Genomic DNA, 12177 nt, shown 5'->3' with positions numbered 1-12177 from the left:
CCGGCGCAACCCGGCTCCAGAGCACCGTTTAAAACGGCGCCTCCCACCCGCGCAGGATGCGCGCCTTCGAAAATTGCGCGGCTTCGTTTTCGCTGAGCTGTGGCCGATTGGCATTGACCTGTGCGCCGGGGCCTCGGCTCTGGTACTCGAAAAAACGAGCGCTTTCCGGGGTAAATACCGTGGACTTGCTGCCGTCGCGGCTGGTGCCGCGCATCGATGCCCACCCAGTACGGGTGATGTGATCGTCCATGTAGGAGTGGATAAATACCGTGGCGCCAACCGCATTGGGGTCTGCGTAGCGGCCATCGGCAAAGGTGGTGGTGGGGTGCCACGGCCGGCCCAGCGGTGTGGAGTTGGCGGGAACTCCCTCAGCCTTCAACAGCCGGCAGTGTAGAAACACCAGGCCATATTCATCGCCAATGTCGGTACTGGGAGCCGTCACGTAGCCCATGGTTTCTCGGACTGTCCCGCGAGGGCGGGTAACAATATCGCTGTTTTCAAACAGCGCCTGGCCGGCGCCGAAAATAAAATCCACATTGCCCTCAATCACACTGTCGACAAAATAGCTGCGGCCACCCTGTACAAACAGGGTGTCCTGATAGCCGGACAGGCGCACATTGCGAAAGGCTGCACGGTCGCTATTGAGGCCGGTTTTCAGTGCAACCGCCTGCATACCATTGACTCTGTCCGGGTGGCCTTGGGGCAGGGCATCCTGGGCCAGAAAATCGAAGCTGTTTTCTATGGTCAGATTCTCTGCCCGAAAGTCCCGGGCTTCGATGGTTACCGTGGCGGTGGCGAAGGTGCCCAGTTTCTCGGTGGCGCCCACTGCAGCCCCGGGAGCGGGCATACCCGCGTAGTCGCCCCATCGAATCACCGTCCGGTCCCGTTCGGTACCAAGCAGATGCACATTGGGTTTGTCGATCAGTACCTTTTCTTCGTACACCCCGGCGGGCAGGAAAATGGAAAAGGGAGCGCTACCGTCGCTTGGAGCGGCGTCAATCGCCGCCTGAATGGACTCAAACCGGCGGGTAGCATCCGTACCCGCGGGCACTGCGCCAACCGCAGCATCGTAGTGCGCCCGGGCAGACAGTGAGAGAAGGGTCGTGGCGCTCAGCAGAATGGTGAGCCACGCACAAATCCTGCCATTCATTGTCGGGAAAGATGGTGGTCCGCTGAACAAAGGCGCAGATTGGGACAGGCGGTATAGCATCCCCTGGATCCTCCTGATAATTGGCTTGATACAATGTTATTATTGGTCAGGCCATTTTATCCCCGCAAACCGCACCCACTCAAGCCAACTTCCACTATCTTGTTACCCGAACCGCGCCCGGGGCCCTTATTTCCCAGCGCGTACTGAGGTAGAATGCGCGCCCGATTTAACCGACAGAAGCCGACGCATCTATGGAAATCAATCCGCTTCTTAACCAGATGAAAGACCTCGCAGAGCGCACCGACGTTCTCAGGGGGTATCTTTGACTATGCTGGCAAGAAAGAACGCCTGACCGAAGTTGAACTGGAACTGGCCGAGCCCAGTGTCTGGGACGACCCCGACCGCGCCCAGGACCTGGGGCGTGAACGCTCCTCCCTGGAAGCCGTGGTAAAAACCATCGACGACCTCGACACCGGCATCAGTGACAGCCGCGAGCTGCTCGACATGGCCGTCGAAGAGGATGACGAAGACTCCGTCGCCGAAGTGGCCAGCGAACTCGAAAACCTCCAGCAACAACTGGAAACCCTCGAATTCCGCCGCATGTTCTCCGGCCAGACCGACCCCAACAACGCCTACCTGGACATCCAGGCCGGCTCCGGTGGCACCGAAGCCCAGGACTGGGCCGAAATGCTGCTGCGTATGTACCTGCGCTGGGGCGAAGCCCACGGCTTCAAAACCACCTTGGAAGAAGCCTCCGCCGGCGAAGTCGCAGGCATCAAAAGTGCCACCATCCACTTTCAGGGCGAATACGCCTTCGGCTGGCTGCGTACCGAAACCGGCGTCCACCGCCTGGTACGAAAGAGCCCGTTCGACTCCGGCAACCGTCGCCACACCTCGTTCACCTCCGTCTTCGTCTCCCCGGAGATCGACGACAACATCGAAATCGAAGTGGACAAATCCCAGGTGCGTGAAGACACCTACCGCGCCTCCGGTGCCGGTGGTCAGCACGTCAACAAAACCGACTCTGCCGTGCGTCTGACCCATATCGAATCCGGCATTGTCGTCGCCTGTCAGAGCGAACGCTCCCAGCACCAGAACCGCGACAAAGCGTGGAAAATGCTGCGGGCGAAACTCTACGAACAGGAAATGCAAAAGCGCAACGCCGAAAAACAGGCGATGGAAGAAAGCAAATCCGACATTGGCTGGGGCAGCCAGATCCGCTCCTACGTACTGGACGACCAGCGCATCAAAGACCTGCGCACCAGCGTCCAGACCAGCAACTGCCAGGCAGTGCTGGACGGGGACCTGGATCAGTTTATTGAAGCGAGCCTGAAGGCGGGCCTCTAAGGCCTAGTTTGCCTTCGTGTCCTGCTAACGAAGTAATTTGGCTGGAAGCGAAGGGCAAGTGCCGGGGATTAAGTTTCGAAAGCGTCGGCGACAGGGACGTCGCCGACGCAGCGTACATGGATGTATTCACAGCGGTTTCGAATCTTAATCCCCGGTGCTTGGCCGCCACAGTCTCGAAACAGAGCTCCCAAGCGGACTGCCCGACGAAGTCACAATGCTGATTCGCAAGTCCGACAAAAATTCATTTTTAAAATGTGTGATAGATCATGAGCAACACACCAACTCAGCAAGACGAAAACAAACTGATCGCCGAGCGTCGCGCCAAACTGAGCGCCATGCGCGAGAAGGGCAACGCCTTCCCGAACAGCTTTCGCCGCGAACACCTCGCCGCCGACCTGCAAAAAGAGTTTGGTGAAAAGACCAAGGAAGAACTGGAAAGCGAAGGCAACACCGCCTGCGTCGCCGGCCGAATCCTCGCCAAGCGCGGCCCCTTCATGGTCATCCAGGACGTCTCCGACCGCATCCAACTGTACGCCGACAAAACCGCACAGAAAGATATCAAAGAGCGCTGGGGCACCTGGGACATCGGCGACATCGTCGGCGTCAAAGGCACACTGCACAAATCCGGCAAAGGCGACCTCTACGTCAACTGCGAAGAGTACAGCCTGCTTACCAAAGCCCTGCGCCCGCTGCCAGAAAAATTCCACGGTATCGCCGACCAGGAAATGCGCTACCGCCAGCGCTACGTAGACCTGATCGCTACTCCGGAGTCCCGCGACGTCTTCCGCATCCGCTCCGAAGTCATCAGCTACATCCGCAGCTACCTCAACAACAACCACTTCATGGAAGTGGAAACCCCCATGTTGCAGGTCATTCCCGGCGGCGCCACCGCGCGCCCGTTTATCACCCACCACAACGCGCTCGACATCGACATGTACCTGCGCATCGCGCCGGAGCTGTACCTCAAGCGACTGGTTGTCGGTGGTTTCGAACGGGTTTACGAAATCAACCGCAACTTCCGTAACGAAGGCCTGTCCACTCGCCATAACCCCGAGTTCACCATGCTCGAGTTCTACCAGGCGTACGCGGACTACAACGACCTTATGGATCTCACCGAAAACATGATCCGCGGTATTTGCACCGACGTCCTGGGCAGCACCACCGTTCAGTACCAGGAAAGCAGCTACGACTTCGCCCAGCCGTTCGACCGTATCAGTGTTTTCGATTCCATCCTGAAGTACAACCCGGAACTGAAAGCCTCCGATATCGACAATATCGATAGCGCGAAGAAAGTCGCGGAAGGCCTGGATATCCCGCTCAAGGAAATCTGGGGCCTTGGCAAGATTCAGATCGAGATCTTCGAGAAAACCGTTGAGCACCGCCTGGACCAGCCCACGTTTATCACCGAATATCCGACCGAAGTGTCCCCGCTGGCGCGCCGCAATGACGACAATCCGTTTGTTACCGATCGCTTCGAATTTTTCGTCGGCGGCCGCGAAATTGCCAACGGCTTCTCCGAGTTGAACGACGCCGAAGACCAGGCCGAGCGCTTCAAGGCCCAGGTTGCCGAAAAAGATGCCGGCGACGACGAAGCCATGCACTACGATGCGGACTATATCCGCGCACTGGAATATGGTCTGCCCCCCACTGCTGGTGAAGGTATTGGCATTGATCGTCTGGTCATGCTGCTGACCAACTCACCGTCCATTCGCGACGTACTGTTGTTCCCGCATATGCGCCCGGAAGTTTCCGCCGAGTAAAATTGCGCGAATAGAACGCCCAAAAAAAGGGGCGATGGCCACCAGGCCATCGCCCCTTTTTTATCCGCATTCCGGCTGTCTAGCCGCGAATACCCAGTGGGCCCGCGGGTAGGTAAATCGTTTCCGTCGAAGAGCTGCCCTGGCGTTGAATCTCCACCGCCACAGACTCCCCCGGCTTTGCCTGATAGACCTGGGTGCGCAGGTCTCCCATATGAAATACCCGTTGATTGTTGTACCGGATAATCTTGTCGCCCGGACGTAAACCTGCCTCATAGGCGGGCGCGGATTCGATCAGATCACCGATTTCCATTTCTGTGCGGCCGCCGAAGGCATTGAGGTACTGTTCAAACTCCGCTGCGTTTAGCTCCTGCTCAAAAACCCGTCGCGGATTGCTGTAAGTCTGAAGTTTTTCCTGCAGCTCTTTAGCCCGTTGCGAGCGCTTATCCTGCAAATGGTGATATTCATAGCTGAACTGCATCTGCTCGTATTGCAGGCGCTCCTGCTTGTCTACAATGGCGGTCGCCCGGGAGTGGCTGAAGCCTGCCTCCACAAGCTGCCGCACCTGGTTGTGTCGCTGCCGCTCGAAGCGGTTTCTGATGGCCTGTAGGCGGCTTTGTTCGGCTGGTTGCTGCGCGCGGGCATTTTCCGCATGCATATTGACGTGACGGGTTTGAGGCGGTTGCGCATCCGGTTCGAGGCGGGTGCTCAACTCATTGACCAGTTCGAGAAGTTGCCCCTGGATTTTGAGGGTTTGATCCAGTGTGCGCTCCAGAGACGTCAGGCGGGATTCCAGTGCCTCCTGCGGGTGCGATTGGTGCGGCAGCGCGGTCGCGGGGTGCCCGTGACCGGAGTCTTGGGAAATCCATTGTGCCGCCGCAACGCTACCAAGCAGTAGCAGCGCTGCAATCAGCGCAACGCGGTATTTATACAAGGTCTGCACGCTGGGATGCATAGAGTTACCTGTGAACGTCTAATCGGCCGTCTGTAGCTTGATTATAGAAGTACCAGATGATTGGGCAGCTCGTTCTTGATGACGGTGGCAGGTGCGGCTTCTTGGAGCAGCTCGCCGCATTTCTCGACGCAGTGCACAAAGGCTTCGCCAGTCTTGCCCTTTTTTACTTCGCGGATGAAGTTTTCCACGATTTCCTGCCAGCTCTCATTGGTAATCTGCTCTGCCAGACCGCGATCGGCGAGAATTTCTACGTAGTGCTCCGCCTGTGACACGAAAATGAGCAGGCCCAGCCGGTCCTTGGTGCTGTGTAGTTCGTGCTCCAGAAACTGACGGCGGGCGAGATTGGCGGCGCGCCAGAATTTGACCTTTTTCGGCACCAGCCACATGGTCAGGGGGCGCCAGCGAAACAGCACCGCAAGGGCGATAAACAGGATCCATTGCAGAGTGAATGCCTGCTGGTATTCAATCCACCAGGGGAGAAACTGCATCAGTGGGGCAATCAGCAGAGCGATAAATGCCGCCCACAAAGTCGATATGTAGAGGTAGTTGTCGGATTGCCGTGCCAGCACCGTCACCACCTCGGCATCCGTGGTGGACTCTACTGCCTTGATGGTCTCGGCAAGCTGGCGTTTTTCCTGTGCATTAAGCATGAGTCAAGCCGCTGAAAAAGTGTTCGTTACCATTACTCGGGGCTACCAGCCCCCGGACGCACCGCCGCCGCCGAAGCCGCCGCCTCCACCCCCGAAGCCTCCGCCCCCAAAGCCACCAGAGCCTCCGCCGAAGCCGCCACCGCCGTAATAGCCACCGTAACGACCGCGCCGGTATCCGCTACTGCCCGCAGGGGCACCTAATACGGAAGAGCCAAAAATCTGCAGCATCACAAACAGCAGGAAGACGCCCACCAGCAGCGCCAGTCGGCGGTTGTCATTGGTGTCCGTGCTTTCCGCAACATACTCGTTTTTGATCGCCGCAATGATCGAGTCGACACCGGCGACCACTCCCCCGTCGAAATTGCCGTTGCGGAACTCGGGCAGAATCTTGGTATGAATGATATTGGAGGAAATGGCATCGGTCAGAGCGCCCTCGAGGCCGTATCCCACCTCAATCCGCACTTTGCGCTCGGCAGGGGCCACAATCAGCAGAGCCCCATTGTCTTTGTCTTTTTGCCCGATCTTCCAGTGGCGTCCCAGCTGGTAGCCGTATTCTTCGATGGTGAGCCCCTGCAGGTCGGGGAGGGTAACCACCACTATCTGGTTGCTGGTGGCCTTCTCCTGCTGCTGCAGGCGTTCCGTAAGTTGGTAACGCGTGCTCTGGCTGAGCAGGTTTGCGTTGTCGACTACCCGGCCGGACAGGGGGGGGAACTGGACATCGGCCACAGTCGCCACCGCCCACAGCAGGGCAGGGCACAGAAGGAGTAGCAGTGCGATCCGCCGGATCGTCATAAACAGGCCCCGTGGTCGAAATTACTGGAAGTCGACTTCTGGTGCTTTCTCCGCACCTTCTGAGGTGGCTTCAAAGGTGTCGCGCAAGGGCATATCACTGTAGAGAACCGCATGCCAGATACGCCCCGGGAAAGTGCGGATCTCGCGGTTGTAGCGTTCCACGGCGGCGATATAATCCCGGCGGGCAACGCTGATGCGATTTTCCGTGCCTTCCAGTTGGGACTGCAGCGCAAGGAAGTTCTGGTTGGCCTTCAGATCCGGGTAGCGCTCCACCACGACCATCAGCCTCGACAGGGCGCTGCTGAGCTGAGATTGAGCCGCTTCAAACTGCTGCAGTTTGGCCGGGTCATTGATGATGTCGGAGTTTACCTGCATGGAGTTCACCTTGGCGCGGGCTTCGGTGACCGCTTCCAGGGTTTCTCTCTCATGGGCGGCATACGCCTTCACGGTTTTTACCAGGTTGGGAATCAGATCAGCGCGCCGTTGGTACTGGTTCTGCACCTGAGCCCAGTTGGCTTTCACACTTTCATCGTAAGTGGGAATGTTGTTGATGCCGCAGCCGCTCAGCCCGAACGCCATCAGGATAACAAGCAGCAGCTGCCAGGGGCGAGGGTCAGAAATTACAGCGGCGTATTTCCGGCGAAATAACATAGTAGGTGCGTTCATTCCTTCCATCCCTGTGGGTTACGAACCAGACAATAATAGCCTTCAATCCCGGAGATCTGCGCAAGATCTTTCCGGCTGAAGCGATAGAGACGAGTTATGGCACTTAAAGCGACTATCTTCAAGGCCCGGTTACAGATTGCCGATATGGATCGGGGCTACTATGCAGAGCATACGTTGACGCTGGCGCGCCATCCGTCGGAGACCGATGAGCGTATGATGATTCGATTGCTGGCGTTTGCGTTGAACGCGAGCGATCAACTGGCGTTTACCCGCGGCCTTTCCAGTGACGAGGAAGCGGATTTGTGGCAGCACACCCTGAGTGGGGAGATTGTGCACTGGATAGAGGTCGGGGTGCCTGCAGAGGATCGGGTGCGCAAGGCCTGCGGCCGGGCCCGACACGCGACGATCTATGCCTATGGCCAGCGCACGGCACCTGTGTGGTGGCAGAAAATGGAAGCCACGACCGCACGGTTCGATAACCTGCAGGTGTTCTTCTTGCCGGCAGAGCAGTGCTCTGCGCTGGCGTCACTGGCGGAGCGCAATATGGAACTGACGGCCACTATTCAGGATGGACAGCTTTGGTTGGCCAGTGAAAATCAAACCGTGGAAGTTCAGCCTCAGCGCTGGAAATAATTGACCAATCCCGGAAACGCCGGGGTTATTAAGAGTGGAGTTCAACATGCCTTCTTTTGATATCGTTTCTGAAGTAGACAAACACCAGCTAACCAATGCGGTAGATCAGGTAAATCGCACCATCACCAACCGTTTTGATTTCAAAGGGGTGGATGCTGAAGTGGAGATGCGGGAATTTTCCCTGACCCTGCGCGCAGAGTCCGATATGCAGGTACACCAGATGGTCGACATGCTGCGGGCGGCACTAATCAAGTGCAATATCGACCCGCTGGCAATGGAGGTAGGCGAAGAGGAGCAGTCCGGCAAGCAGGTGAAAGTCGGTGTGACTTTGAAAAATGGTCTCGACAAAGATCTGTCAAAAAAGATTGTTAAGATCATCAAGGAAGAAAAACTGAAGGTGCAGGCGGCAATTCAGGGTGACTCTGTGCGGGTTACCGGCAAGAAGCGCGACGACCTGCAGCAAGTCATTGCCATGTTGCGGGGCAAAGAGCTGGAGCAGCCGCTTCAGTTCAATAACTTCCGCGATTGATAACCGGGGATGGGCCACTGGCAGGTGGCACTCTCCACCAGGAGAACCTCTTGACCAACCTCAATCTGTCCCACCGCCTGAGCCAGCTGTTTCACCGAGCACAGGGGTCTCTGTTCCTCACTCTGGTACTAGCAGTCGCCAGCCCACAGGCGCATCCATCCCCTCAACCGACAACCCCGGTTGTGCGGGCGCAATTACTGAATGCCTGGTGGGTGGATGGCAGTGCAGGGCTGGATATCTCGGGTCTGAGTTTTTGCCATGGGGCGCTGCTCGCGGTTGCCGATAAATCCTCCGAGCGCCTGTACCGCGTGGCGGTGAACAACCAGGCAGCAAGCGCTGTGCTGGAGACCCGCGCGGTCTTCTCGCGCCCGCCTTTGCCCGATGATCAGCCGGTCAGCGTCAAGGCGCGCGCGCTTCACTATGCCAGTACGCCGCTCAGTATGGATTTTGAGGGGGTCACCTGCGATGGGGAAGCCACCTATTTGTTGAGTGAGCGCCACAACCGTATTGCGCGCCTGGATACAGGGGCAAAGCAGGCGCGGTGGCTGCCCCAACGCTGGTCCGAATCTGCAAAGGCGCAGGGATATCTGCAGCGGGTGAACGCGGAGAGCGAAGGCCTGGTAAAAGCGGGCGAGGATTTCTGGGTGGCGCTGGAGCGGCAGCCACGTGGGCTGCTGAAGCTGCAGCCCGAAGACACAGTCGGCGTCGCATTTTACACACTGCCTGAAGTGCCCGGCCTTGATTTTCGCGGTCGCGCGGAAGATCTCACTGGGCTGGCTTGCTATGACGGGGGATTATTCACTCTGGAGCGCAATGCGTTCGCCGTATGCCGGCGCAATCTCCACAACCTTCGTGCCGAGTGGTGCATTCACTACCAGCATGTGGAAGAGGGGGCGGAATACGTCTATCAGGAAACGCGTTTCGGTAAAGGGGAAGGACTGGCCATCAATGATCAGGGGATATTTGTGGTGCTGGATAACAATGGTGTGGCTCGTGCGGCAGCGCCAGAAGATGCGCGGGGGCTGCTGATACAGTTGGCGTTCCCGGATATTTCCGAATTGCCGGATGTCAGTAGCGAAACCTGAACTTGTCTGATTCTTCTCTGAATTTGTTGTTGAAAGAGGTGCGCGCCTGCCGGTTATGCGAGGCGAACCTGCCCCTCGGCCCGCGGCCAGTGGTCAGTGCGGCCAGATCTGCGCGGCTGCTGATTATTGGACAGGCGCCGGGGACACGTGTCCATGAGAGCGGTATTCCCTGGAACGACCCCTCCGGTGACCGGTTGCGCGACTGGCTGCAGCTGGATCGGGAGACCTTTTACGATGAATCCCACATCGCCATTATGCCTATGGGCTTCTGCTACCCCGGGCGCGGTAAGGGTGGCGATCTCCCGCCGCGCCCAGAATGCGCGCCGACCTGGCACCAGCGGTTGCTCGAGCAGTTGCCGAATATCCAGTTGACCCTGCTGATTGGTCAATACGCCCAGCGCTACTATCTCCCTCACTGGTATGGCAGCATTACAGAAAACGTGCGCCACTATGCCGATGCGTTGCCCCACGGTTTTTTCCCGCTGCCCCATCCGAGTCCGCGGAATACTCTGTGGCTGAAGCGCCGGCCGTGGTTTGAAGAAGAAGTGGTGCCGGCGCTGCGCGCGCAGGTCAATGAAATCTTGTAGGAGCCTGCAGGCTGGCTCCTACGGCCAGGGAACAGAATTTATGCAGGTCCCCGAGAATATTAAAATCCACCCATCCTGGTATTCCGTGCTGGAACCGGAATTCAACAAACCCTACATGGGCGAGCTGCGCGATTTTCTGCTGCGGGAAAAACAGGCGGGCAAGACCATCTTTCCCCCGGGCGGACAGATCTTCAACGCGTTCAATTCCACCCCCTTCGATCAGGTAAAAGTGGTGATTCTCGGGCAGGACCCGTACCACGGCGCGGGCCAGGCCCACGGTCTGTGCTTTTCCGTCATGCCCGGCGTGCGGGTACCGCCTTCCCTGAAAAATATTTACAAGGAACTGGCTTCGGACCTCGGCATTGCGGTGCCGGATCATGGTTGCCTGCAGCCCTGGGCAGAGCAGGGAGTACTTTTACTGAATGCCACTCTCACTGTAGAGGAAAGCAAGGCCGGTGCGCACCAGGGGCGCGGCTGGGAGCAGTTCACCGATGCCGCGGTGCACGCGCTTGCGGAGCAGCGGGAAGGACTGGTGTTTATCTTGTGGGGAAGTTACGCGCAGAAGAAGGGGAGCTTTATTGATGGCCGCAAACATCTGGTGCTGCGTGGCCCGCACCCGTCGCCGCTGTCGGCGCACCGCGGCTTTTTTGGCACCCGACCTTTTTCTCAGGCCAACGCCTATCTGCAGAGCCGGGGCGAAGCGCCGATCGAATGGGCGCTGCCGGACGCCGAGGGTTTGCGCCGGGTTGCGGTAGAGATCTAAATGAGATTATACAGGAGCCGGCAAGCCCGCTCCTGCAGGGGGATTGCGGAACTCAGGCGAGCGGATCCGAATCCGCATCGTAGGGTAGCTCAAGCACTTCCAGTACGCGCCCGTCCTTGAGCTGCAGGCTTTCCCCATCCGCGACTTTGCTTTTGGTCAGCACCGCCAGCAGGACGGTTTCCCCACTCTGCGGACTGGCCAGAACGATATTGCCCACGCTGGACTTACCCTCGCCAGAAAAAATTTCTGTCCCCGGCTCCGGCACGTCACCGCTATCAATCTGTGCCCGGTACATGCGGCGCTTGGCGGCGCCCAGGTACTGCATGCGCGCCACCACTTCCTGCCCCGTATAGCACCCTTTCTTGAAACTGACGCCGCCGAGCAGGTGCAGATTGACCATTTGCGGGATGAATTCTTCGCTGGTGCTCCGGTACACCAGGGGGGTGCCGGCTTCCACCAGTTGCAGCAGCCACTGGGGGTAACTGGCAGGCGTAGCGCCGTTACTGGCGAGTTGCTGCCATAAATCCGCTGCCTGCTCTGCCGGCACCTGCAGCACCACATTGTGCGTGCTCAGTCCCGCTGCCAATGCGCGCTGACCGTTGTGGTCGAATATGCGCAACTGATGGGGGAGCAGATCACTGTCTTCGCTGCTGGACAGACTCAGCAGCTGGCTTGCCGCACCGCAGGCGTCACGGCCGCACAGGGCAAGCCAGCGATACTGTTCGCTGACGTCGCTGAGCTCGGTCTTGAAAAATACCGCGTATTTTTTCAAGGCGGCGAGGGCGGTGGCGATCAGGTCTCGGGGCATCAGCAGAATGAATTCGCTCTGCTCGATTTTCAGGGCGTAAAAGGCGCTGATCATGCGCCCTTTGGGGTTGCAGTGGCTGCCGAGGGTGAGTTGCTCGTCCGGCAGGTTAACCAGATCGCAGGTCAGCTGGCCCTGGAGGAATTTCTGGCTGTCTGGGCCGGCTACATAGATGGCGCCCATGGGGCTGAGATCCGTCAGTTGCAACTGCCCGCCGTCTGCGCTGTCTCCGCCGGGGAACAGAGCGGAGCCGTTCTGCCAGCTTGCGCCCTGGTTGCCGAGAAAATCCTGCCACTGCTGTTGATCCATGCTGAACTCGCTGCCTGAAATATTGATGGGGTAGAAGAGAGGGCCCACCCGCTTGACTGGTGTTTTCTGTGACGCGGCATGCTGCGTCTGGGTAGATGACTAATTTGGGGTTTTGCCGCGGGATTTCAACTACCGCTATACTGCGCGCA

General features: G+C 58.3%; 13 protein-coding genes. 7 read left to right on the top strand and 6 right to left on the bottom strand.

The features are described from left to right. Positions 1 to 28: 28 nt before the first annotated feature. Positions 29 to 1150, bottom strand: coding sequence for a pectinesterase family protein (locus LRR79_RS13320; protein WP_231757682.1), 1122 nt, complete (start codon positions 1148 to 1150; stop codon positions 29 to 31). Positions 1151 to 1401: 251 nt separating this feature from the next. On the opposite strand from LRR79_RS13320, the gene prfB reads away from it, so the two are divergent. Beyond that, a protein-coding gene (prfB, locus tag LRR79_RS13315; protein WP_231757681.1) for a peptide chain release factor 2 occupies positions 1402 to 2497 on the top strand; the annotation gives its coding sequence in 2 pieces (ribosomal slippage) (positions 1402 to 1473 and positions 1475 to 2497; 1095 coding nt in all). Positions 2498 to 2763: 266 nt separating this feature from the next. After that, positions 2764 to 4257 (top strand): lysine--tRNA ligase, encoded by a 1494-nt coding sequence (lysS, locus tag LRR79_RS13310; protein ID WP_231757680.1) that lies wholly within the window; start codon positions 2764 to 2766, stop codon positions 4255 to 4257. A gap of 79 nt (positions 4258 to 4336) precedes the next feature. On the opposite strand, the gene LRR79_RS13305 is transcribed toward lysS, so the two are convergent. Genes LRR79_RS13305 through LRR79_RS13290 form a run of 4 tightly spaced genes read right to left on the bottom strand, consistent with a single transcriptional unit; the run spans position 4337 to position 7317 of the window. Further along, positions 4337 to 5209 carry a PDZ domain-containing protein gene (locus tag LRR79_RS13305; protein WP_231757679.1) on the bottom strand — a complete coding sequence of 291 codons (873 nt, stop codon included), beginning with the start codon at positions 5207 to 5209 and terminating at the stop codon, positions 4337 to 4339. 41 nt (positions 5210 to 5250) lie between these two features. After that, complete coding sequence (locus tag LRR79_RS13300; protein WP_231757678.1) at positions 5251 to 5859, bottom strand: TPM domain-containing protein; 609 nt, start codon at positions 5857 to 5859, stop codon at positions 5251 to 5253. Positions 5860 to 5901: 42 nt separating this feature from the next. Continuing rightward, positions 5902 to 6651, bottom strand: coding sequence for a TPM domain-containing protein (locus LRR79_RS13295; protein WP_231757677.1), 750 nt, complete (start codon positions 6649 to 6651; stop codon positions 5902 to 5904). Positions 6652 to 6672: 21 nt separating this feature from the next. Then, on the bottom strand, positions 6673 to 7317 hold the full coding sequence (locus tag LRR79_RS13290) for a LemA family protein (protein ID WP_231757676.1): 645 nt from the start codon (positions 7315 to 7317) through the stop codon (positions 6673 to 6675). Between the two features lie 96 nt (positions 7318 to 7413). On the opposite strand from LRR79_RS13290, the gene LRR79_RS13285 reads away from it, so the two are divergent. From LRR79_RS13285 to ung, 5 genes are read left to right on the top strand one after another with little or no spacing between them, the layout of a single operon-like run. After that, a complete protein-coding gene (locus tag LRR79_RS13285) occupies positions 7414 to 7950 on the top strand; it encodes a YaeQ family protein (protein ID WP_231757675.1) in 537 nt (178 codons plus the stop codon). Between the two features lie 46 nt (positions 7951 to 7996). Continuing rightward, a complete protein-coding gene (locus LRR79_RS13280; RefSeq protein WP_231757674.1) occupies positions 7997 to 8479 on the top strand; it encodes a YajQ family cyclic di-GMP-binding protein in 483 nt (160 codons plus the stop codon). A gap of 50 nt (positions 8480 to 8529) precedes the next feature. Further along, positions 8530 to 9564: an esterase-like activity of phytase family protein gene (locus LRR79_RS13275; protein WP_231757673.1), complete on the top strand. Its 1035-nt coding sequence runs from the start codon at positions 8530 to 8532 to the stop codon at positions 9562 to 9564. A gap of 2 nt (positions 9565 to 9566) precedes the next feature. Then, positions 9567 to 10151 carry a uracil-DNA glycosylase family protein gene (locus tag LRR79_RS13270; RefSeq protein ID WP_231757672.1) on the top strand — a complete coding sequence of 195 codons (585 nt, stop codon included), beginning with the start codon at positions 9567 to 9569 and terminating at the stop codon, positions 10149 to 10151. A 40-nt stretch (positions 10152 to 10191) separates the two neighbouring features. Then, positions 10192 to 10914: a uracil-DNA glycosylase gene (gene ung / locus LRR79_RS13265; protein WP_231760028.1), complete on the top strand. Its 723-nt coding sequence runs from the start codon at positions 10192 to 10194 to the stop codon at positions 10912 to 10914. Between the two features lie 52 nt (positions 10915 to 10966). On the opposite strand, the gene ygfZ is transcribed toward ung, so the two are convergent. Then, positions 10967 to 12028, bottom strand: coding sequence for a CAF17-like 4Fe-4S cluster assembly/insertion protein YgfZ (gene ygfZ / locus LRR79_RS13260; protein WP_231757671.1), 1062 nt, complete (start codon positions 12026 to 12028; stop codon positions 10967 to 10969). Between the last annotated feature and the right edge of the window lie 149 nt (positions 12029 to 12177).

The organism is Microbulbifer elongatus, assembly GCF_021165935.1.
GTDB lineage: Bacteria > Pseudomonadota > Gammaproteobacteria > Pseudomonadales > Cellvibrionaceae > Microbulbifer > Microbulbifer elongatus.
This window is presented reverse-complemented; position numbering and strand designations above follow the sequence as displayed.

Bases quoted from the DNA above. Each gene is read 5' to 3' on its own strand.
- LRR79_RS13300 (WP_231757678.1), bottom strand. From the start codon at position 5,859: ATGCTTAATGCACAGGAAAAACGCCAGCTTGCCGAGACCATCAAGGCA.
- LRR79_RS13305 (WP_231757679.1), bottom strand. From the start codon at position 5,209: ATGCATCCCAGCGTGCAGACCTTGTATAAATACCGCGTTGCGCTGATT.
- ung (WP_231760028.1), top strand. From the start codon at position 10,192: ATGCAGGTCCCCGAGAATATTAAAATCCACCCATCCTGGTATTCCGTG.
- LRR79_RS13290 (WP_231757676.1), bottom strand. From the start codon at position 7,317: ATGAACGCACCTACTATGTTATTTCGCCGGAAATACGCCGCTGTAATT.
- LRR79_RS13295 (WP_231757677.1), bottom strand. From the start codon at position 6,651: ATGACGATCCGGCGGATCGCACTGCTACTCCTTCTGTGCCCTGCCCTG.
- lysS (WP_231757680.1), top strand. From the start codon at position 2,764: ATGAGCAACACACCAACTCAGCAAGACGAAAACAAACTGATCGCCGAG.
- LRR79_RS13280 (WP_231757674.1), top strand. From the start codon at position 7,997: ATGCCTTCTTTTGATATCGTTTCTGAAGTAGACAAACACCAGCTAACC.
- ygfZ (WP_231757671.1), bottom strand. From the start codon at position 12,028: ATGGATCAACAGCAGTGGCAGGATTTTCTCGGCAACCAGGGCGCAAGC.
- LRR79_RS13285 (WP_231757675.1), top strand. From the start codon at position 7,414: ATGGCACTTAAAGCGACTATCTTCAAGGCCCGGTTACAGATTGCCGAT.
- LRR79_RS13320 (WP_231757682.1), bottom strand. From the start codon at position 1,150: ATGAATGGCAGGATTTGTGCGTGGCTCACCATTCTGCTGAGCGCCACG.